19 protein-coding genes and 1 riboswitch are annotated in these 19,942 nt (G+C 70.2%); of the genes, 17 read left to right on the plus strand and 2 right to left on the minus strand.

Translation table 11 applies throughout. The features are described from left to right. Positions 1–162 precede the first annotated feature (162 nt). The 7 genes from FHR84_RS14845 to proB all read left to right on the plus strand — a co-directional run bounded on the left by FHR84_RS14845 (position 163) and on the right by proB (position 5,955). The gene (locus FHR84_RS14845) at positions 163–792 is read left to right on the plus strand and encodes a DUF6230 family protein (protein ID WP_179536105.1); all 630 of its coding nucleotides are present in this window, start codon (positions 163–165) and stop codon (positions 790–792) included. Between the two features lie 77 nt (positions 793–869). After that, positions 870–1,457 carry a DUF6114 domain-containing protein gene (locus FHR84_RS14850; RefSeq protein WP_343075288.1) on the plus strand — a complete coding sequence of 196 codons (588 nt, stop codon included), beginning with the start codon at positions 870–872 and terminating at the stop codon, positions 1,455–1,457. A 44-nt stretch (positions 1,458–1,501) separates the two neighbouring features. Next, positions 1,502–2,314: a hypothetical protein gene (locus tag FHR84_RS22065; protein WP_218862909.1), complete on the plus strand. Its 813-nt coding sequence runs from the start codon at positions 1,502–1,504 to the stop codon at positions 2,312–2,314. Between the two features lie 312 nt (positions 2,315–2,626). Next, on the plus strand, positions 2,627–2,935 hold the full coding sequence (gene rplU / locus FHR84_RS14860; protein ID WP_092523342.1) for a 50S ribosomal protein L21: 309 nt from the start codon (positions 2,627–2,629) through the stop codon (positions 2,933–2,935). A gap of 14 nt (positions 2,936–2,949) precedes the next feature. Then, on the plus strand, positions 2,950–3,207 hold the full coding sequence (rpmA, locus tag FHR84_RS14865; RefSeq protein ID WP_017973807.1) for a 50S ribosomal protein L27: 258 nt from the start codon (positions 2,950–2,952) through the stop codon (positions 3,205–3,207). 100 nt (positions 3,208–3,307) lie between these two features. Beyond that, positions 3,308–4,822, plus strand: coding sequence for a GTPase ObgE (gene obgE, locus FHR84_RS14870; protein ID WP_179536106.1), 1,515 nt, complete (start codon positions 3,308–3,310; stop codon positions 4,820–4,822). Continuing rightward, complete coding sequence (gene proB / locus FHR84_RS14875; RefSeq protein WP_179536107.1) at positions 4,819–5,955, plus strand: glutamate 5-kinase; 1,137 nt, start codon at positions 4,819–4,821, stop codon at positions 5,953–5,955. Before obgE ends, proB begins: the two co-directional genes overlap by 4 nt. A gap of 141 nt (positions 5,956–6,096) precedes the next feature. On the opposite strand, the gene FHR84_RS14880 is transcribed toward proB, so the two are convergent. Next, on the minus strand, positions 6,097–8,187 hold the full coding sequence (locus tag FHR84_RS14880; RefSeq protein ID WP_246300646.1) for a RecQ family ATP-dependent DNA helicase: 2,091 nt from the start codon (positions 8,185–8,187) through the stop codon (positions 6,097–6,099). Positions 8,188–8,354: 167 nt separating this feature from the next. Here FHR84_RS14880 and FHR84_RS14885 point away from each other — a divergent pair, with 167 nt between their 5' ends. From FHR84_RS14885 to FHR84_RS14930, 10 genes are all read left to right on the plus strand, one after another. Further along, entirely contained in the window at positions 8,355–9,650 is a 1,296-nt protein-coding gene (locus FHR84_RS14885; protein ID WP_179536263.1) for a glutamate-5-semialdehyde dehydrogenase, read from the plus strand. Between the two features lie 111 nt (positions 9,651–9,761). Continuing rightward, positions 9,762–10,406: a TetR/AcrR family transcriptional regulator gene (locus FHR84_RS14890; RefSeq protein ID WP_179536109.1), complete on the plus strand. Its 645-nt coding sequence runs from the start codon at positions 9,762–9,764 to the stop codon at positions 10,404–10,406. A 108-nt stretch (positions 10,407–10,514) separates the two neighbouring features. After that, positions 10,515–11,723 carry a cytochrome P450 gene (locus tag FHR84_RS14895; protein ID WP_179536110.1) on the plus strand — a complete coding sequence of 403 codons (1,209 nt, stop codon included), beginning with the start codon at positions 10,515–10,517 and terminating at the stop codon, positions 11,721–11,723. A 53-nt stretch (positions 11,724–11,776) separates the two neighbouring features. Further along, a complete protein-coding gene (locus FHR84_RS14900) occupies positions 11,777–11,998 on the plus strand; it encodes a ferredoxin (RefSeq protein WP_179536111.1) in 222 nt (73 codons plus the stop codon). A gap of 189 nt (positions 11,999–12,187) precedes the next feature. Next, entirely contained in the window at positions 12,188–12,826 is a 639-nt protein-coding gene (gene nadD / locus FHR84_RS14905; protein WP_179536112.1) for a nicotinate-nucleotide adenylyltransferase, read from the plus strand. A gap of 170 nt (positions 12,827–12,996) precedes the next feature. Beyond that, complete coding sequence (gene rsfS / locus FHR84_RS14910) at positions 12,997–13,422, plus strand: ribosome silencing factor (protein ID WP_179536113.1); 426 nt, start codon at positions 12,997–12,999, stop codon at positions 13,420–13,422. Then, complete coding sequence (locus FHR84_RS14915; protein WP_179536114.1) at positions 13,419–14,033, plus strand: histidine phosphatase family protein; 615 nt, start codon at positions 13,419–13,421, stop codon at positions 14,031–14,033. Before rsfS ends, FHR84_RS14915 begins: the two co-directional genes overlap by 4 nt. A 70-nt stretch (positions 14,034–14,103) precedes the next feature. After that, positions 14,104–14,991 (plus strand): DegV family protein, encoded by an 888-nt coding sequence (locus FHR84_RS14920; RefSeq protein WP_179536115.1) that lies wholly within the window; start codon positions 14,104–14,106, stop codon positions 14,989–14,991. Positions 14,992–15,089: 98 nt separating this feature from the next. After that, the gene (locus FHR84_RS14925) at positions 15,090–15,896 is read left to right on the plus strand and encodes a helix-hairpin-helix domain-containing protein (RefSeq protein WP_179536116.1); all 807 of its coding nucleotides are present in this window, start codon (positions 15,090–15,092) and stop codon (positions 15,894–15,896) included. Further along, positions 15,893–18,280, plus strand: a complete 2,388-nt coding sequence (locus FHR84_RS14930; protein ID WP_179536117.1) for a ComEC/Rec2 family competence protein — start codon at positions 15,893–15,895, stop codon at positions 18,278–18,280. Before FHR84_RS14925 ends, FHR84_RS14930 begins: the two co-directional genes overlap by 4 nt. Positions 18,281–18,421: 141 nt before the next feature. Here the strand turns inward: FHR84_RS14930 and thrC are convergent, their stop codons facing one another. Next, the gene (thrC, locus tag FHR84_RS14935) at positions 18,422–19,693 is read right to left on the minus strand and encodes a threonine synthase (RefSeq protein WP_179536118.1); all 1,272 of its coding nucleotides are present in this window, start codon (positions 19,691–19,693) and stop codon (positions 18,422–18,424) included. A 14-nt stretch (positions 19,694–19,707) separates the two neighbouring features. Further along, positions 19,708–19,839, minus strand: a riboswitch (SAM riboswitch). Positions 19,840–19,942 lie beyond the last annotated feature (103 nt).

Genomic DNA, 19,942 nt, shown 5'->3' on the forward strand with positions numbered 1-19,942 from the left:
CGAAAATCCTTCGTGTTTAGCGTCACGGTATGGCGTTCCGTGTGACTTGCGTCTAGAGTTACTCCTCGGTAAGAGTAATGGATATCACTCAGTGTGTTTCTTCTCCCACTAGTCGAGTGAGTGCCGTGCGTGCTCAAGTTCCCGGACCACCGAGGTGACCCCATGGCCACGAGGCGAAGGGCCGACGCCGAAAACGACAACGCAGCAGATGGACGTACTCGCTGGAAGGTTTTCACGCTCGTATTCGCAGCGGGCATTTCCGGAGTGGCACTGATGCTCACGGGGCTTTCCAAGGGCGCCGTGGCGGCCTCCTTCGCCGTCTCCGGTACGAGCTACAAGGCCTCGGCGGACAAGCTCACCGCGGACGGCGTGGTGCAGTTCGGCTCCGTCGACCGAAGCGCCGACGAAGCGCACCCGGTGCTGGTCAACGGTTTCAAGCACGCGAAGCTGACCAATTTCTGCCAGTCCATCCGTGTTCCGGACCTGCCCGGAGTCGGGGACGCGACCGTTCGAATCGAGGCCGCGGACGGGATGACCGCCGACAACCTCGTCCTCGGTGTCGAACAGGTCGAGGGCGACCTGACCCTCGACAACGTCGAGATCGGCAGGGACGCCTCCAAGCTGGACACGGGACCGGAGGGAGTTCAGGGAACCCCGGGAGGTTTCGGCATCCAGGCGAGCGGCGCCACGATCGACGACCTGAAGCAGCAGGCATGGTCGACGACGGCCTCCACGCTCAATCTCAACGACGTGAACATTTCCGTGGTGCCGGGAAACGAGCCCTGCTACTGACGCGGGCGAGTCGCCCCCGATCGTCCGCTTGACGACCCGATCCGCACGCCGTGAGGAACGGCCCGAGGAGGGCACCCGTGAGCAAAACGTCGAAGGTCCGCCCAGGAGGGAACAACAGGCAGCGGCTCGCGAGGGCCCGCGTCGTGTTCCGGGACTGGCGCAGAACGAGACCGTTCTGGGCAGGACTGTTCACCCTGGTCGCCGCGCTGTTGCTGCTGTATCCGCCGTACGCTTCGCTGAAGTTCGGGGACGTCGAGGTGTCGCTGCGCACGACGGCCGGCATCACGGCGCTCGTGATCGGCATGGTGCTGATCGCGTGCGGCATCTCGTTCTGGATGCGTCCGGAGCTGCGGCTGCCCGCGGGCATCGTGACCCTGGTGCTGTCCGTGGTGGCCATCGTGACGGCCAACCTCGGCTCCTTCCTGATCGGAACCACCATGGGGCTGATCGGCGCCGCCCTCGCGATCGCCTGGTCCCCGAGTCGGCGGAGCGGAAAGCACGGCTCCGCGGACTCCGCGGGCGGAGCCGGGGAGTCGAGCGGAACCACTCCTGCCCGGGGCGGCGTTTCCAAGCCCTCCCCGGTCCCACGTGAGCGTGCGGGAAAGGAGCGGGACGAGGCGGCTTCTCCCGCGGGCGCCGTGCGAATCGACGGAGGCGAGGCGTGAGTCGAGACCGTGATCGCACGTGCTCGCGACGGAAGGACGAAGGCGTGGCCCGGAGGCGTCCGGGGGTGTTCCGGGGCGTGGTCACGACCTCACTGGTAACGGGGCTGGCCGTGGTGACCGGAGCCGCCGGGCTGGTCGACCCGCCCTTCGTGGCGGCCCAGCAGTCGGACTCCGTGCAGCTCCTTCCGAGTCCGACGAGCACGTCGCCTCCCCCGGGAACCGATGATCCCTCCGGGGAGGCGCCCACGACATCGGAAACGCCTCCCGAGGAGGGAACCGGGGAACCGGAGGACTCCCGGGAACGGGGAGCTCCCGGATCCGGGGCCGAGGAGCCGGGAGGGGAAGGAGACCCCGGGAGCGGGGGCCAGGAAGGGCTTCCTCCGCCTCCGGACCAGCATCCTGACGTGCGCCCGGGCCCGGGGCGGATCTGGACGTTGACGGCGAGCACCTTGACCCTGGAGGGGGTGCGCTACAACGGGTTCGCCACCCAGGAGGTCAACGGCGAGCAGGTGCGCACCATGCACTTCACCGTCGACGCGTTGCGGATCGGGGACCTGGTGCAACGCGGTCAACTGGCCGGTGGGGAAGACGTCCGGGTCGCGGCGGATCGCGGGTCGGTGTCCACGGTCACCGAAGGGCCGATCGATCTCTACACGCGCAAGCTGACCGGAACGCTCAACGTCGCGGGCTACCCCCTCGTCCCGATGGAACTGTCCCCCGAGGCGCTGCTGATGCCGAATCTCGATCTGAGCTTCCTCGAGCTCCCGAAGCTGACCTTCAGTGACGCGGTGGTGCGCAACGTCGATCTCGACGGGGGTAAACTGTTCATACCGGGGGCGGAGATCGCCCCTGAGTGACGTGGGTTGCGAGCGGCCTCGCGTGGGATCGTCGTTCCTTCCGATCGCACGGTGCCTTCGGGTGACCCCTGGGCGGGATGCGCTGTGCACAGCACTGTATGATGGTGTGGAATTTCTCGCCGCCGGACGGGCGGAGGGGGTTCGACGCCTGTCAGGCGAGGTCCGCCCGGTAAGGTCGGCTGTCGTCGCGGAGGCAGGAACCCACTGTGGCGCCGCCTGGTCGGCGTACTGGGAATCCCCCTTGCAGCGGGGATGTGCGTACGTCGCAGACTGGTGAACTAGCGAAACCGAGCAGCAGGAGACTTCCGACTCATGTACGCGATCGTCAAGACCGGCGGCAAACAACACAAGGTCGCTGTCGGGGACGTCGTCGAGGTCGAGAAGCTCGAGGGCGAACCGGGTTCCGAGATCACCTTCCCGGCGCTGATGGTCGTCGACGGCTCCGAAGTCACCGCCGACGCCGACGCGCTCAAGAAGGTCTCGGTGACCGGTAAGCTGGTCGAGCAGACCAAAGGTCCCAAGATCCACATCCACAAGTTCAAGAACAAGACCGGATATCACAAGCGGCAGGGCCATCGGCAGCAGCTGACCCGCGTCGAGGTCACCGGCATCACCAAGTGAGGGCGTGAGGAGACATGTCAACTAAGAAGGGCGCGTCCAACTCTCGGAACGGCCGTGACTCGAATCCCAAGTTCCTGGGACTCAAGCGTTTCGGCGGCCAGCGAGTGAACGCTGGCGAGATCCTGGTGCGGCAGCGCGGTACCAAGTACCACCCCGGCGGCAACGTGGGGCGTGGCGGTGACGACACGCTGTTCGCTCTTTCCGCCGGTTCGGTGGAGTACGCCCGCAAGCGCGGCCGCAAGTTCATCAACGTGGTGCCGAGCGAGGCCTGAACCGGCTTCCGGCACATCCATGTTTTCCGCGAGGGGCGGGGCCGGTCGCGAACCGGTCCCGCCCCTCGTTTGATTTCCACCCCCGCCTTGGAGGTTCCCCGTGTCGCGCTTCGTCGATCGCGTGACGATTCATGTCGCCGCAGGCGACGGAGGTAATGGTTGTGCCTCGGTGCACCGGGAGAAATTCAAGCCTTACGGGGGACCGGACGGCGGCAACGGTGGCAAGGGCGGGGACATAACGCTGGTGGTGGACCCCGGCGTGCACACGCTGCTGGACTATCACTACCGTCCCCACGTCACGGCCGAGCGGGGCAAGCAGGGGCGGGGCAGCATGCGCAACGGCGCCTCCGGTGCGGACCTCGAACTGCGGGTGCCCGAGGGAACCGTCGTCTCCGACGCGGAAGGCGAAGTGGTCGCCGACCTGGTGGGCGAGGGAACCAGGCTCGTCCTCGCCAGGGGAGGCAACGGCGGTCTGGGCAACGCCGCGTTGGCCTCGAAGAGCAGGAAGGCTCCCGGTTTCGCCCTGCTGGGCGAGCCGGGGGAGTACGGTGACTTCGTCCTCGAGATGAAGTCGGTCGCCGACGTGGGGCTGGTGGGCTTTCCCTCCGCCGGCAAGTCCTCGCTGGTCTCGGTGCTCTCCGCGGCACGTCCCCGGGTCGCCGAGTACCCGTTCACCACGCTGGCTCCGAACCTGGGAGTGGTCACGGCGGACGACAAGGTGTTCACCGTGGCCGATGTTCCCGGGCTGATCCCCGGTGCCAGCCAGGGACGCGGGCTCGGTCTCGAATTCCTCAGACACGTCGAGCGGTGTGCCGTGCTCGTCCACGTGGTGGACTGCGCCACCTTCGAACCGGAGAGGGACCCGCTTTCCGACATCGACGCCCTGGAGCACGAACTCGCCGAGTACACCCCGGCGCTGAGTGAGGAGCAGGGGGCCGTCGACCTGAACGAGCGGCCGCGCCTGATCGTGCTGAACAAGATGGACATCCCCGACGCGCGCGCCATGGCGGACTTGGTCCACGAGGGGGTGCGTGAGCGCGGCTGGCCGGTGTTCGAGGTCTCCACGGCCACGCACGACGGGCTGCGGGAGCTGCGTTTCGCGCTGGCGGAGCAGGTCGAGAACTTCCGGGCTCAGCTGCCGACCCCCGAGCCGAGGCGAGTGACGGTGCGTCCCAAACCGGTCGACGACAGCGGATTCACCGTCGAACCGGACCCGGAGGTCGAGGACGCCTACGTGGTGCGCGGTGAGAAGCCGGAGCGGTGGGTGCGGCAGACCAGCTTCGACAACGAGGAGGCCGTCGGCTATCTGGCCGACCGGTTGGCCAAGCTCGGCGTGGAGGACGAGCTGGCCCGCAAGGGGGCTCAGCCCGGAAGCCAGGTCACGATCGGGACGGTCTCCTTCGACTGGGAACCCACCACGCCCGAGGGCAACGCCGCCACCGGCGGTGCGGGCGTCTCGGGACGTACTCGTGCTTCCCCGGAGGAGCGCAAGGAAGCGAAGCGGGCCCGTCGAACCGGGACCACCGACGCCGCGGGCTTCCCCTCGGCCGGTGATGACGCGGTGGAACCCGCCGAGGCCCCCGAAGCGGAAACGGACGAGGGCGAACTGCGATGAGTTCCGGTGTCGCGACCTCCGCGGAATCCCCCACCCGTCGTGCCGTCTCGACCGCCCGACGCGTAGTGGTCAAGGTCGGATCGTCCTCGTTGACCACGGCGGAAGGCGGTCTGAACGAGGAACGGCTGACCGCGTTGGTGGCGACGCTGGCGCGGCGCGTGGAGGCGGGCAGCCAGGTCGTACTGGTTTCCTCCGGTGCCATAGCGGCAGGCATCGCTCCCCTCGGGCTGGAAAAGCGCCCCGGGGATCTGGCCACGCAGCAGGCGGCGGCCAGCGTGGGGCAGCAGGCGTTGGCGCACGCCTACGCGGCCACCTTCGCCCGTTTCGGGCTCACGGTCGGACAGGTGCTGCTGACCGCCGACGACGTGGTTCGCAGGTCCCACTACCGCAATGCCCACCGGACCCTGCAGCGGCTGTTGAACCTCGGAGCGGTTCCCGTGGTCAACGAGAACGACACGGTCGCCACCGCCGAGATCCGCTTCGGTGACAACGACCGGCTGGCCGCTTTGGCGGCGCACCTGGTCGGTGCCGATGCGCTGGTGCTCCTCTCGGACGTGGACGCGCTCTACGACGGTGATCCGCGTCACGGGCAGGCCAGGGCGGTGCGTGAGGTTTCCGCCGCCGACGACCTCGAGGAGGTCGCGGTGGGCGGTGCGGGCTCCTCCGGACTCGGGACCGGTGGGATGGCCTCCAAGGTCCAGGCCGCGCGGGTGGCCTGCTCCGCGGGGATTCCAGTGCTGCTGACCTCGGCCGATCTGGCGGAGTCCGCGCTGGGGGACGCCGATGTGGGGACCGTTTTCGAGACGACGGGGCCGCGGCTCTCGGCCCGGAGGTTCTGGCTGGCCCACGCAGCGGGGGCCAGCGGCAGACTGCATCTCGACGCGGGCGCGGTGTCGGCAGTGGTCCGGCAGCGCCGTTCGCTGCTCGCGGCGGGGATCACCGGTGTGGAAGGCGCTTTCGCGGGTGGGGACGTGGTCGAACTCGTGGGTCCCTCCGGTCGCGCGGTGGCCAGAGGAGTGGTGGCCTACGACGCCGCGGAACTGCCGGACCTGATCGGGAGGTCCAGCCACGAGCTTCCGGTCGAGCAGCGTCGCGAGGTGATCCACGCCGACGATCTCGCGCCGACGCACTAGCCGAAGCCTTCCGCTCGTCCTTGTCGTGGCTGCTCGGACGGAGGCTGCGGCGGCCGCCTGCGCCGAAGGACACCAGGGGTCCGGCCCTCAACCGGGCCTCCGGGGCAGCCGAGCCCGAAGCCCCGGAATCCGGGCGGGGGGTCAGGTGGTGCCCAGGGTCAGCGGGAGGACGCTCGGAGCTCCGGCCCTGCGCAGCAGCCTGGCCACGACCGCGAGGGTCCATCCGGTGTCGGAGTAGTCGTCCACGAGCAGCACCGGACCGCCGAGCTCGGCGGGCGAGCTTCCGGCCGGGAGTTCGAACCTGTTCCACAGTCCGGCCAGCCTCCGGGCGCTGTTCGGGCTCGCCGAGACCTTCCGGGCCGGATCGGGCGCGACCCGGCCGAGCAGTGGCAGCCTTCCGATGGAGGCGATCCGCTCGGCCAGACTGCCGACCAGCTCCGGCCTGCTCAGGGAACCGATCCCCAGGACACCGACCGGCCGCTGTGCCCAGTCCCAGTCGGCGAGCACGCGCACGCAGGCCTGCACGAGGTCCTCGGGGACCTGCCCGTCCGCCGCGTCAGCGGCGAGCAGCTCACGCAGCCTGTTTCCCCAGGAGATGTCGGTCAGCCTTCCGAGGGCGCGGCCCTGCTCGTGCTGTTCGTCCCCGGGGATCCTGCCCGTGATGTCGATGCCGACCGACTGCATCCCGCTCGGCCACATCTTGCGGGGCGCCAGTGGTGTTCCCGCCCGGTTGAGGTGGTGCTGCGCCTGTTCGACGGCTTCCGTGGAGACCCCCTCGGAACGCCCCACGCCGGTGCAGTTGTCGCACCGCCCGCACGGTGCCGCGTGCGGATCGTCGAGTTCGGAGCGCAGGAACTCCATGCGGCACTTCGTGGTCTCCAGGTAGTCGAGCATCGCCCGCTGCTCGGCGTGGCGCTGCTCGGCGATCCGCTCGTAGCGCTCGGCCTCGTAGGACCACTGATTTCCCGTGCTGGTCCAGCCGCCCTTGACCCGCTGTACGGCCCCGTCCACGTCGAGCACCTTGAGCACCATCTCCAGCCGGGAGCGGCTCAACTCGACGTGGGGTTCCAGTGCGGCGGTGGACAGCGGCCGGTCCGCCTGCGCGAGGGTGTTCAGCACCGCGCGCACGGTCGTTTCGGGAGGGAACGTCAGCGAGGTGAAGTAGTCCCAGATCCGCTGGTCCTCCTGGCCGGGCAGCAACAGCACCTCGGCGCGTTCCACACCGCGCCCCGCGCGGCCGATCTGCTGGTAGTAGGCGATCGGGGAGGCGGGGGCGCCCAGGTGCACGACGAATCCGAGGTCGGACTTGTCGAACCCCATCCCCAGCGCCGAGGTGGCCACCAGGGCTTTGACCTCGTTGTTCAACAGCGCCTGTTCGGCCGAGCCACGCTCGGCGGCTCCCGTCCGGCCGGAGTAGGAGCTCACCTCGAAGCCGCGCTCGCGCAGGAAGTCGGCGGTCTCCTCGGCGCCGGCGACCGTCAGCGCGTAGATGATGCCCGAACCGGGAAGCCGCTCGAGGTTCTCCGCCAGCCAGGCCAGTCGTTCCCGGGGGCCGGGCAGCCGCAGCACCCCGAGCCGGAGGCTCTCCCTCTCCAGGGTGCCGCGCAGCACCAGCGGGCGGTCGGCGCCGTCCGAGTGGTCGGTCACGCCCAGCTGTTCCGACACGTCGTGAACCACGCGGTCGTTGGCGGTCGCCGTGGTGGCCAGCACGGGGACGCCTTCGGGGAGCTCGGTGAGCAGGGTGCGCAGTCTGCGGTAGTCGGGGCGGAAGTCGTGTCCCCAGTCGGAGATGCAGTGGGCCTCGTCGACGACGAGCAGGCCGGTGTTGTGGGTCAGCGCGGGAAGCACGTTGTCCCTGAACTCGGGGTTGTTCAACCGTTCCGGGCTGACCAGCAGCACGTCCACCGCGCCGATGGCGACCTCCTCCTCGACGGAGGACCACTCCTCCTGGTTGGCGGAGTTGATCGTGACGGCGTGCACGCCCGCCTGTGCCGCCGCGTCGACCTGGTTGCGCATCAGGGCCAGCAGCGGGGAGACGATGACCGTCGGCCCTTCCCCGAGCTCGCGCAGCAGGGCGGTGGCCACGAAGTACACCGCCGACTTCCCCCAGCCGGTCCGCTGCACGACCAGGGCCCGTCGCCGGTCCAGCACCAGCGCCCGGATGGCGCTCCACTGGTCCTCGCGTAGTGCGGCGTCGGGACCGGCCAACGCGCGCAGGTGCTGCTCGGCCATCTCACGAAGAGCCTGTTCGTCCACGCGCCGATTCTTGCGCAGGCCGTTCGGCGCGAGGAAACGGGTCCGGTTCGTTCCGGCGCGCCCCGCCAAGCGGACCGACTCGCGCAACCTCTTAAACTGTTGGTGTGAGCATCGACACCGATTCCGGCGGTGGACCGGTCACCGTGGCGGAGAACCCCGGTACGGAGCAGGACCTGCGCGAGCGCGTGCGCGAGGACGCGCGCCGGGCGCGCCGGGCCGCGGCCGAGATCGGTCTGGCCACGCGGAACACCAAGGACGCCCTGCTGCACGCCCTGGCGGATGCCCTGCGAGACCGTTGTGACGAGGTCCTCGCCGCAAACGCCCTCGACGTCGAGGCGGCACGCGCCTCCGGCATGGAGTCGAGCCTGGTCGACAGGCTGACCCTTTCCCCCGAACGAGTGGAGGGGATGGCCGAGGGGTTGCGTACCGTCGCCGAGCTACCCGACCCGGTGGGTGAGGTCGTTCGCGGCAGCGTGCTCGGCAACGGACTGCGGCTCCAGCAGGTGCGGGTGCCGTTCGGGGTGGTCGGCATGGTCTACGAGGGGCGCCCCAACGTCACCGTGGACGCGGCCGGTCTGGCGCTGAAGTCGGGCAACTCCGTGCTGCTGCGCGGTTCGGCCTCGGCCGAGCGCTCCAACGCCGCGCTGGTCTCCGTGCTGACCGACGTGTTGCGCGAGCACGAGCTGCCCGCGGACGCGGTGCGCCTGCTGCCCTGCCACGACAGGGCCTCGGTGCACCACCTGGTCACTGCGCGCGGTCTGGTGGACGTGGTGATCCCCCGGGGAGGAGCCGGGCTGATCTCGGCGGTGGTGGAGCAGGCCACCGTGCCCGCGATCGAGACCGGTGTGGGCAACTGCCACGTCTACGTCGACGCGTCCGCAGACCGGCGGACCGCGCTGGACGTCCTGATCAACTCCAAGACGCGGCGCTACGGCGTGTGCAACTCGGCCGAGAACCTGCTGGTGCACCGCGACATCGCCGAGTCCTTCGTCCCCGAGGCCGTCGAGGCGCTGCGCGCGGAAGGCGTGACGGTGCACGCCGACGAGCGCTTCCTGGCGCTGGCCGGAGGCAGCGAGGGCGTGGTCCCCGCGGTCGAGGAGGACTGGGACACCGAGTACCTCTCGGCCGACATCGCGGCCTCCGTCGTGGACTCCCTGCCGGACGCGGTCGAGCACATCGCCGCGCACGGCTCCGGGCACACCGAGGCGATCGTCACCGACGATCTGCGCTCCTCCCAGCGGTTCACCGCGCGGGTCGACGCGGCGGCCGTGGTGGTCAACGCGTCCACCGCCTTCACCGACGGCGGGGAGTTCGGCATGGGAGCCGAGATCGGTATCTCCACGCAGAAGCTGCACGCGCGCGGGCCCATGGCCCTTCCCGAGCTGACGACGACCAAGTGGCTGGTCCACGGGGAGGGGCAGGTCCGGCCCGCGAACTGATTCCGCCGCCCCACGAGGGCTCGCGCTCCACCTCCTCGCCGGCGAGGAGGTGGAGCGCGCGGGGTTCCGGCGACCGCTCCGGTGTGCCGCAGTGGTGAATCTCCGGGCCGCATGCTCTACCGTCGGTGCTCCAGGTTCCCCGGCTCGGTCTCGGGAGGCGGTTTGTGCGAGGACCGGCAGCCACGGCGCAGGCGTGATCCTGCCGCGACCAGAACGGCGTTGCTGCGTGCGGCTGCCGAACTGTTCGCCGAACGCGGGTTCGATCAGACCACGGTCCGGGACGTCGCCGCCCGTGCCGAGGTGAACCAGGCCCTGCTGTTCCGGTACTTCGGTTCGAAGCAGGAGCTGTTCGCCGAGGTGCTCAGTCACAACAGCGAGGCCCTGCTGGACAGCGTCGCCACTCAGGAGTTGCCGAGGCGGATACTGGAGAACGTTCTCGCCGACCGGGCCGGCTCCGGGGCCGAGCACACGATCGTGGCCATGCTGCGTTCGTTCAGCGACGAGCGGGCGGCGCGGGTGCTGCGTGACGAACTCGGCGGTTCCTACGTCGAACGCCTCGCGCGGCTCAGCGACTCGGCGGACGCGGACCTCCGCGCGGATCTGGTGCTGGCCTGGCTGTTCGGTATCGGCATGATGCGTTCCGTACTGGGCAAGGAGCCGCTGGCGGAGGCCTCCGACGAGGTGATCGTCGGGTACGTGACCCGTGCGGTCTCGTTCCTGCTGGAAAAGAGCGCTCCCTCCGAGGAGGAGGACTGAAGCGCGCGGAACGCCACCTGTTCGGCGGAATGCTCGGTCGGGGAAGGCTGCTTAGTATGAGCTTAGTAAGCAGTTGCTTACTTCCGTCTCGTGTCCGGGGAGCCGAGCATGACCACGATCGACCCGACGCCGCGAACCTATCCGTTCAGTGCCCCCGACCGACTGCGGTTGGACCCGTTCTACGCGGAGTTGCGCAAGCAGGAACCGGTGTCGCGGGTGCGTCTTCCCTACGGGGAGACCGCGTGGCTGGCCACGCGGTACTCCGATGTGCGAACCGTCTTCGCCGACCCTCGCTTCAGTCGCGCCGAATCGGCCGAGCGGGACGAACCACGGGCACGACCGACGCAGCAGCGCACGGGGATCCTGACGATGGACCCTCCCGAGCACACCAGGCTGCGCAAACTGGTCGCCAAGGCCTTCACCGCGCGGAGGGTGGAGCAGTTGCGGCCGCGCGCCCAGCGGATAGCCGACGACCTCGTCGGGCGGATGCGCCGGAAGGGAGCCCCGCTGGACCTGGTCGAGGAGTTCGCCCTCCCGCTCCCGATCACCGTGATCTGCGAGCTGCTCGGGGTGCCCTACGAGGACAGGGACGACTTCCGGGTCTGGTCCGATGCGTTCCTGTCCACGAGCAAGCTCTCCGAACAGCAGGTCGAGGACTACGTCGCGCAGATGAGGGCCTACATGGCCGAGTTGGTCGAACAACGCCGTGCCCGGCCCGAGGACGATCTGTTGAGCGGACTCATACAGGCGCGTGACGAACAGGACAAGCTGTCCGAGACGGAGCTGTTGGACCTGGCCGTCGGCCTGCTGGTCGCGGGACACGAGACCACGGCGACCCAGATCCCCAACTTCGTCTACGTGCTGCTGACCCACCCTGCCGAGCTCGAGTGGCTGCGGAACTCCCCGGAACGGGTTCCCGAGGCCGTGGAGGAGCTCATGCGCTTCGTGCCTCTCGGCGTCAACGCGGCCTTCCCCAGGTACGCCCTGGAGGACGTGGAGCTGGGCGGTGTGCTGATCCGCGCGGGCGAGCCGGTGCTGGCCAGTCTGGCCTCGGCCAACCGCGACGAGGAGGTCTTCGAGCGGCCGGAGGAGCTGAACCTGGCGCGCGGGTCCAACGCGCACATCGGTTTCGGCCACGGCCCGCACCACTGCCTGGGAGCCCAGCTGGCGCGGATGGAGCTGCAGGTGGCGCTCGGCACTCTGCTGGGCGAGTTCGCGGACCTGCGCCTCGGGGTGGCCGAGCAGGACGTGTCGTGGAAGACCGGGATGCTGGTGCGCGGGCCCCGGCGTCTTCCGGTCGCCTGGGGAGCGGACTGATAGGAGTTTCCCGACCGGGACCATCGGTGGATACGTATCTTGGAGGTTTTCGGATGAGCTGGCGGGTCGAAGTCGACGGTGCGACGTGCATCGGCTCGGGCATGTGCTCCGCGATAGCGGAAGGGTATTTCGAACTCGTGGACGGGGTTTCCCAGCCGGTGCGTACCGAGGTCGAACCGACGGACGACGTCGTCGACGCGGCGGAGTCCTGTCCCGTGGAGGCGGTCATCGTGCGGGACGCGGACTCGGGGCGGAAGTTGGCCCCCGAGCACTGATCGGTTTTCCGTTCCGGCCGTCGGAGGTACTCACCCGGCAGCGTGGTCGTTTCCGCGCCGTCGGAGCCGGAACTCGCCGCGACCGGACACGTCTTCGCGGGAGGGACTCCGGTCGACGCGGTGGGGTCGATCACCACGTGTTCGACTACCCGTCACGCGTTCCGCGGTGGCGGGTTAGGCTGGGGCACCATGTCGCGACCCCGCCGAATCGGCGTCATGGGGGGAACCTTCGACCCCATCCACCACGGCCATCTCGTCGCAGCGAGCGAGGTGCAGGCCCAGTTCGGCCTGGAGCAGGTGCTCTTCGTCCCGACGGGACAGCCCTGGCAGAAGGGCCACGAGGACGTCAGCTCGGCCGAGGACCGGTACCTGATGACGGTGATCGCCACGGCCTCGAACCCGCGGTTCTCGGTCAGCAGGGTGGACATAGAGCGTGGTGGTCCGACCTACACCATAGACACCCTGTCCGATCTGCAGCGCCAGTACCCGGACGCGCAGCTGTACTTCATCACCGGTGCGGACGCGCTGGAGCAGATACTGTCCTGGCACCGGGTCGAGGACCTGTTCGACCTGGCCCACTTCATCGGGGTCACGCGTCCGGGCTATGCGCTCGACGACGAGCACCTGCCGAAGGGGTCGGTCACGCTGGTCGAGATACCGGCCATGTCCATTTCCTCCACCGGCTGTCGGCAGCGCGTCTCCGGCGGGATGCCCGTCTGGTACCTCGTCCCCGACGGGATCGTGCAGTACATCAGCAAGCGCGGGATGTACCGCACGTTCGGGCAGTCACCAGCACCGGAGTGGGGACCGAGGCCGGACGGTTCGTGACGAGCGCAGCCCGGCTCCGGGGAGGAGCTTCGCAGCCCCGTGCCCCGGTTTCGGAGGCTCGGGCTGATCCGTCCGGGCAGGGGACTCCCCACGCGTTCCGCGTCCCGGAGGTCGGATGGTTATCCTCGTTCGGGTATGGGTCGCAGACCGTGGCCACCGAGAGGAGCGATGTGGCAGCCAGTGAAGACGCCCGTGAATTGGCGTTGGTAGCCGCGCGGGCGGCGTCGGACAAGAAGGCCGAGGATCTCCTTCTGCTCGACGTGTCCGACCGGCTCATCATCACCGATTGTTTCGTGATCGCCTCCGCTTCCAGCGAGCGGCAGGTGGACGCGATCGTCGAGGCGATCGAGGAGAAGATGCGCGCGGCGGGAACAAAGCCCGTTCGCAGGGAAGGAACCAGAGAGGGCCGCTGGGTACTGCTCGACTTCGTCGACGTGATCGTGCACGTCCAGCACTCCGAGGAGCGCGCCTTCTACGAGCTGGAGCGGCTGTGGAAGGACTGCCCGGTCATCGAGTTCGAGGAGGACGCGGGAACGGACGGTTCCACGCCCCACCGGGACGAAGCGGACCGGGACGAAGAGGGCGGGCAGGCGTGACCCTGCAGCGACTGGTGCTCTGGCGGCACGGTGAGACGGAGTACAACGTGACCGGCCGCATCCAGGGGCACCTGGACAGCGAACTCACCGAAGCGGGGCTGGAGCAGGCCAAGAGGGCCGCCCCCGTGATCGCCGAGTTCACCCCCGAGGTCGTGGTGAGCTCCGACCTGCGCCGTGCCGCCGCGACCGCCGCCGCCTACGCCGAGGTGAGCGGCCGGGAAGTGCGGCTGGACAAGCGGTTGCGGGAGACCCACGTCGGCCGGTGGCAGGGACTCAGCGGAGCCGAGGTGGAGAACGGCTGGCCCGGTTGGATGGGGACCTGGCGTGCCCAGCCGACCTGGGCTCCCCCGGACGGTGAGTCCAGGGTCGAGGTCGCCGAGCGCGCGCACGAGGTGGTGCGGGAACTCGACGAGGCCTGCGGGGGAACCGTCCTGGTGTGCGCGCACGGCGGGCTGATAACGGCGCTGACCGCCCGGCTGCTGGAGTGGCCGACCGACATGTGGCCGAGCCTGGGCGGCGTGGGCAACTGCAGGTGGGCGGTGCTCTCGCGCAACGCCGTGGGGCGCCAGGGCTGGCGGCTGCTGACCTACAACGGCGGACTGCCCGAATGAACGAACCGTCGGAACCGGCGGACGTCTCCGGGGCGGTGACCTCCGTTCTCCCCGACGGAGGCACCGCCCCGTGACCGTATCCGTCGTCACGGACTCCACCGCGTACCTCCCGCCCGAGCGTGTCGGCTCGTACGGGCTGCGCGTGGTTCCGCTGCACGTGCGGCTGGACGCCGCCGACTCCAGGCCCGAGACGGTGTTCACCCCGGAGGAGCTGACCGCTGCCCTGGAGTCGGGTCGGCGGGTGACGACTTCCGGGGCCACCGTGCCCGAGTTCGTCCGGGCGTACCGGGACGCGTTGAGCGCGGGTGCGGACGGGGTCCTCTCGGTTCACCTGTCCGGGGAGCTGTCCGGCACCTGCGACGCCGCTCGGGTGGCCGCTCGCGAGGTGGACCCGGACAGGATCCGGGTGCTCGACTCGCGCTCCGTGGCGATGGGGCTCGGCTTCGCCGTGCTGGCCGCGGCGGCTCGCGCGGCGGAGGGCGCTCCGCTGCCGGAAGTGGCCGCTGTGGCGGAGCGGACCGCGCTGCGCGGCACCGTGCTGTTCTCGGTGCGGACGATGGAGTACCTGCGCCGGGGCGGCAGGATCGGCGCGGGGGCCGCGCTGCTGGGGACCGCGCTGGCGGTGAGACCGCTGCTGCGGGTGCGCGACGGGCTGATCGAGGCCACGGAGAAGGTCCGGACCACGGGACGGGCCGTGAGCAGGCTGGAGGAGCTCGCGGTCGGGGCGTTCCCCGACCGCGCCGCCTCGGAACCGGTCGCGCTGGCCGTGCACCACCTGGCGGCGCCCCGGCGTGCCGAGGCACTGGCCCGCTCGGTGCTGGCCCGCGTGCCCGACTGCTCGGACTGCGTGATTTCCGAGGTCGGCCCCACGGTCGGCGCGCACACGGGTCCGGGGACGGTCGGAGTCGTCGTGTTGCCGGGAGGCTGGGGCGCGCCGGATTCGGATGCCGCTTCGTGAGGTTTCCCGACTCAGGTTCTTCCACAACTCCTCGAACCGTGCACAGGACGTTGTTCTCGGTGTTCTGACATCCCCGTGAGCGGGCTAGCTTCGGAAGCATGTCCGATCTTTTCCCGTCGCGGAGTCCCGAGTCACGGGCGACCGGAGAGGCCGAGGCCTCCACCGAGGGGAGTGCGCCCGCGCGGGAACGCCTGCGGGAGCTGATGGCCGCCGCGGAGGACGCGTCGCCGGCGGATCCCTCCGAAGACGAGAGTGCTCGGGAGCGGCGAATTCCACGGTGGCTGCGGGAGCGGTTGCCCCGGTTCCTGCTCGGGGCGTTGCCCGATCCGGGACGCGCCGGGTGCTTCGGTGTGGTGGCCCTCGCGGTGCTCGGCTGCGCCGTCTTCGCGGTCACCTGGAACCCCGGTGACCGGAGCACCCCGGTGCCCTCCCGTGCGCTGCCCACCGTGGAGCGGGCGGTGACCACCACGTCCCCGCCCGAGCAGCTGGTGATCAGCGTGGTGGGGAAGGTCCACGAGCCGGGACTGGTCACCCTGGACGCGGGCGCGCGCGTGGCGGACGCGCTGCGCGCGGCGGGCGGCCCGCTTTCGGACAGCGACACGCTGGCGCTCAACCTCGCCCGTGAGCTCTCCGACGGAGAGCAGATCCACGTGGGTATCGAGCCCCCGGACGGAGCGGAGCGGCCCGCGAGCGGGGCGGACCCCGCCTCCTCCGACACGCTGGATCTCAACGTCGTGGAGGAGGAGGGACTGAAGGAGCTCCCCGGGGTGGGCCCCGTGACGGCCGGTGCCATCCTGCGGTGGCGCTCGGAGCACGGGGACTTCGACTCCGTGGAACAGCTGAGCGAGGTGGACGGAATAGGTCCGGCCACACTGGCCCGCCTGCGCGATCTGGTCCGCGTGTGACCGCGAAGGCGGTGGCGACCGCGCCGAGCACGGGGAAGGGGGCCGCGCGGTCCGCCGACACGCGGCTGGTTCCCGCCGCGGTGGGGACGTGGGCGGTGACGCTGGTCTGCCTGTACACCGGTTGGCAGGTGGCTTCCGGTGTGGCCGGTGCGGGCTGCGCCGTCACCGTGGCGCTGGTTTTCGCCCGTGGCCGCTGGGTCAACGGCGCGGCCGTGCTGGTGGTGCTGGGTGCCGCCACGGCTTTCTGCCTCGTGCCCAGGTTGCACCACGTGGAAAACCACGAGCTGCGTGCCGCGGAACTGCACGGGGAAAGCGTCGGGGTCCGGGTCGAGCTCACCCGGCGTCCCCGCTCGACGGACGCTGACCCGGCCAGTGGGAGGGGAGCCGGTGAGCGCTCCGTGGTCCGTGCCGAACTGCGCGCCCTCCGGACGGGGGGCGAATGGCACCGCACCGGTGGGAGAGCGCTGCTGCTGGTGCCCACATCCTCCTGGGCGGACTCGCTTCCGGGGCGGACGGTGCGCACCACGGCGGTGGTGGTGCCGCCGCACGGGGCGGGGCTGCTCACGGCCGTGCTCGTGGTGCACCAGCCCCCGGAGGAGCTGCGGGCGGCCCCGTCCGTCCAGCGGGTGGCCGAAGGGCTCAGAGCCGGGCTGCGGGAAGTCTGCTCGAAGGTCCTCGGTCCCGAGGCCGCCGGTCTGCTCCCCGGCCTCGTGATCGGGGACACCGGCGCCCTGCCCGCCACGGTCCGCGAGGAGTTCCGAAAGGCGGGACTGACCCACCTCACGGCCGTCTCCGGAGCCAACCTCGCGATCGTCTGCGGTGCCGCGCTGGCGCTGCTGCGCCTCGTACGGGCCCCGCGTCCGCTGGCGGCCGCGGGCGCGGGCTGCGCGTTGCTCGGGTTCGTGGTCCTCGCGGGAGGGGAGCCGAGCGTGCTGCGAGCCGCCGTGATGGGAGGGATCGGCCTGCTCGCCCTCGTGCTGGGACGCGGGCGTGCGACGCTGTCCGCCCTGGCGGCGAGCGTGATCGTGCTGCTGCTGGTCGATCCCGAACTCGCGATCAGGCCGGGATTCGTGCTCTCGGTCACCGCGACGGCGGCGCTGGTGCTGATCGCCCCCGGCTGGTCGGCGGCCCTGCGTGGGCGGGGAGTCCCGCACGGGCTCGCGGAGGCCCTGGCCGTGCCCGCCGCGGCACAGCTGGCGACCGGTCCGGTGGTCGTGGCCCTGTCCGGCGAGTTCAGTGTCGTCGGCGTGCTCGCCAACATACTGGCCGAGCCGGTGGTGGCCCCGGCCACGGTGCTCGGCGTGGCCGCCACGCTGACTGCCGGAATCCCCCGGGTGGGCGAGTTGCTCGTGCGGGCCGCCGCTCCGGAACTGGAATGGGTACTGCTCGTCGCCCGGCGGGCCGCTGACGTCCCGCTGGCGACGGTTCCGCTGCCGGCCGGGGTGTTCGGAACCGTCCTGCTGGCCGGTATCGGGGGGCTCGTGGTCCTCGGAACGCGTTTTCGCGCCACGCGGCGGTGGACGGTGCTCGGTGCCTCCGTCTCGCTCGTGGTGGTGCTGCTCGTACCCGTGGCGGTCCGTCCGCCCTGGCCACCCGCCGGGGCCTGGAGCCTCGTGGCGTGCGACGTCGGGCAGGGGGACGCCCTGGTGCTGGCGACCGGGGCGCGGAACACCGCCGTGGTCGTGGACACGGGACCGAGCGCCGCGCTGGTCGGTGAGTGCCTCGATCGGCTGGGGGTCGAGCGGGTGCCGCTGCTGGTGCTCACCCACCCGCACTCGGACCACTTCTCCGGTATCGCCGGAGTGTCCGACGGCAGGAGGCTCGGACGGGTCGCCCTGGGCGGATCCTGCAGCGGGGAGTGGAGCGGGACCGGGGTGCGGCAGCGGATCGAGGCGGCGGGAGCGCGCGAGGTGCGGCTGGCCGCGGGGCAGCGGTTGGGCTGGCCCGGCCTCGTTCTCGAGGTGCTCGCCCCGGCAGCGGGCGGATGTCGTGCGGCCGGGGAGCGGGTCAACGACGCCTCGACCGTGCTGAGGGCGACCACCCCGGCCGGGAGGGTGCTGTTGACCGGCGACATCGAGCTGGCCGCCCAGCGGCGGCTGCTCGGAAGCGGCGGGCGACTGCGTGCGGAGGTGCTGAAGGTCCCGCACCACGGCTCGCGCCACACCAGCGAGGAGTTCCTGCGCGCGGTTTCCCCCGAGCTGGCGTTGATCAGCGTCGGGCACGGCAACGACTACGGGCACCCGAGCGGGACGATCGTCGCGACGCTGCGGAGTTCGGGAGCGCTCGTGCGGCGAACCGACCGCCGCGGGGACATCGCGGTACTCGGCGCTCCGGGACGGTTGCGCGTGGTCGGCTCCGGGCGCCCCTTCCGTTCCGGCGGATGATTCGCGGGGACACGGGCGCGCCGCGGAGCAGCCGAGCGGTTGCCCGGGGCGGACCCGGAAACGAGGTGCTCGCTTCGGGGCCCGCCGCGCTCGTCGGGAATCGCTTCCCGAATCCCGGGAACGTCCGGGAGGACGAGCGGATCAGTCGTTCAGCGCCCGGTCCACGGCCTCCGTGTTCGGCTCCACGGTGGCCTTCGGGCCGACGTGCTCCTGCAGGGAGTCCATCGTTTTGAGGCCGTCGCCGGTGATCATCAGCACCGTCTCGGAGTCGGGGTCGATCTGGCCCGCCTCGATCAGCTTCTTCGTGGTCGCGACGGTCACACCTCCCGCCGTCTCGGCGAAGATGCCCTCCGTGCGGGCCAGCAGCCTGATGCCCTCGATGACCTCCTCGTCGCTGACGTCCTCGACGGCACCGTTGGTGCGGCGAATGGTGTCCAGCACGTACGGGCCGTCGGCCGGAGCGCCGATGGCGAGCGAACGAGCGATGGTGTCCGGACGGACCGGTTGGACCATGTCCTGCTCGCCCTTATAGGCGTTCGACACCGGGGAGCACCCGGATGCCTGGGCGCCGAAGATCCGGTACGGGCTCGGTTCGACCAGCCCGACCTCGCCGAGCTCGCGGAAGCCCTTGTCGACCTTGGTCAGCTGCGATCCGGAGGCGATCGGGACGACGACCTGCTCGGGCAGCCGCCATCCGAGCTGTTCGGCGACCTCGAAGGCGAGGGTCTTGGACCCTTCAGAGTAGTAGGGGCGGACGTTGACGTTCACGAACGCCCAGTCCTCGTGCTCGCCCGCCAATTCCGTGGCGAGCCTGTTCACGTCGTCGTAGTTGCCGTCGACGGACAGCAACGAACCGTCGTACACGGCGGTCATGAGCACCTTCGCCCGCTCGAGCGAGGAGGGGACCAGAACCACCGAGTCCCATCCCGCCCGTGCGGCGGCCGCGCCCACCGCGTTGGCGAGGTTGCCCGTGGACGGACAGGCGAGCACCTTGAACCCGAACTCGCGAGCGGCGGCCAGCGCGACGGCGACCACCCTGTCCTTGAAGGAGTGGGTCGGATTGCCCGTGTCGTCCTTGACCCAGATCCGCTTCACGCCGAGCGCCTCGGCCAGCGCGTCCGCGCGGATGAGCCGCGTACAACCGGGATCGGTGTTCGGGTGCTGCTCCACGTCGGAGGGTACGGGCAGCAGCTTCTTGTACCGCCAGATCGAATTGGGACCGGATTCGATGTCCTCGCGGCGTACCCGGCCGAAGTCGTAGGTGACTTCGAGCGGGGAGAAGTCCTCGAGGCAGACGAACTCGGGCGCCAGCGGTTGCCGGTGCCCCTCTTCCTTGGAGACGAGCTCCGCGGCCGGTCCGAGGTCGAGCTTCCGGTTCGCCGCATCGGTCTGTGTCTGGGCGGCAGCTGTCATCGCGAGGTCCTCTCCCCTCATCTGTCCCGCTGGCGGGGTCGGAATTGGCACCGTTTTCGCCGACTGCCTCGCGATCGTGATCACGACAGTCGACGCTGGTTGCCGGGGCTTCGCAGGGCCGGTCCCTCTGCCCCTCTGGATGAGCTATCCAAGTTGTGCGGGCAACGTTACTTCATGCGCCCGCCATTCGACCACTACGACCCAGCATCCGGGACGGGGTTGACGGGGTGGGCCGGTGTCAGAATGGGG

The organism is Actinopolyspora biskrensis (assembly GCF_013408175.1).
GTDB lineage: Bacteria > Actinomycetota > Actinomycetes > Mycobacteriales > Pseudonocardiaceae > Actinopolyspora > Actinopolyspora biskrensis.

Bases quoted from the DNA above. Each gene is read 5' to 3' on its own strand.
- FHR84_RS14845 (WP_179536105.1), top strand. From the start codon at position 163: ATGGCCACGAGGCGAAGGGCCGACGCCGAAAACGACAACGCAGCAGAT.
- FHR84_RS14900 (WP_179536111.1), top strand. From the start codon at position 11,777: ATGAGCTGGCGGGTCGAAGTCGACGGTGCGACGTGCATCGGCTCGGGC.
- nadD (WP_179536112.1), top strand. From the start codon at position 12,188: ATGTCGCGACCCCGCCGAATCGGCGTCATGGGGGGAACCTTCGACCCC.
- proB (WP_179536107.1), top strand. From the start codon at position 4,819: ATGAGTTCCGGTGTCGCGACCTCCGCGGAATCCCCCACCCGTCGTGCC.
- rpmA (WP_017973807.1), top strand. From the start codon at position 2,950: ATGTCAACTAAGAAGGGCGCGTCCAACTCTCGGAACGGCCGTGACTCG.
- FHR84_RS14880 (WP_246300646.1), bottom strand. From the start codon at position 8,187: ATGGCCGAGCAGCACCTGCGCGCGTTGGCCGGTCCCGACGCCGCACTA.
- FHR84_RS14925 (WP_179536116.1), top strand. From the start codon at position 15,090: ATGTCCGATCTTTTCCCGTCGCGGAGTCCCGAGTCACGGGCGACCGGA.
- thrC (WP_179536118.1), bottom strand. From the start codon at position 19,693: ATGACAGCTGCCGCCCAGACACAGACCGATGCGGCGAACCGGAAGCTC.
- FHR84_RS14895 (WP_179536110.1), top strand. From the start codon at position 10,515: ATGACCACGATCGACCCGACGCCGCGAACCTATCCGTTCAGTGCCCCC.
- rplU (WP_092523342.1), top strand. From the start codon at position 2,627: ATGTACGCGATCGTCAAGACCGGCGGCAAACAACACAAGGTCGCTGTC.
- FHR84_RS14890 (WP_179536109.1), top strand. From the start codon at position 9,762: ATGCTCTACCGTCGGTGCTCCAGGTTCCCCGGCTCGGTCTCGGGAGGC.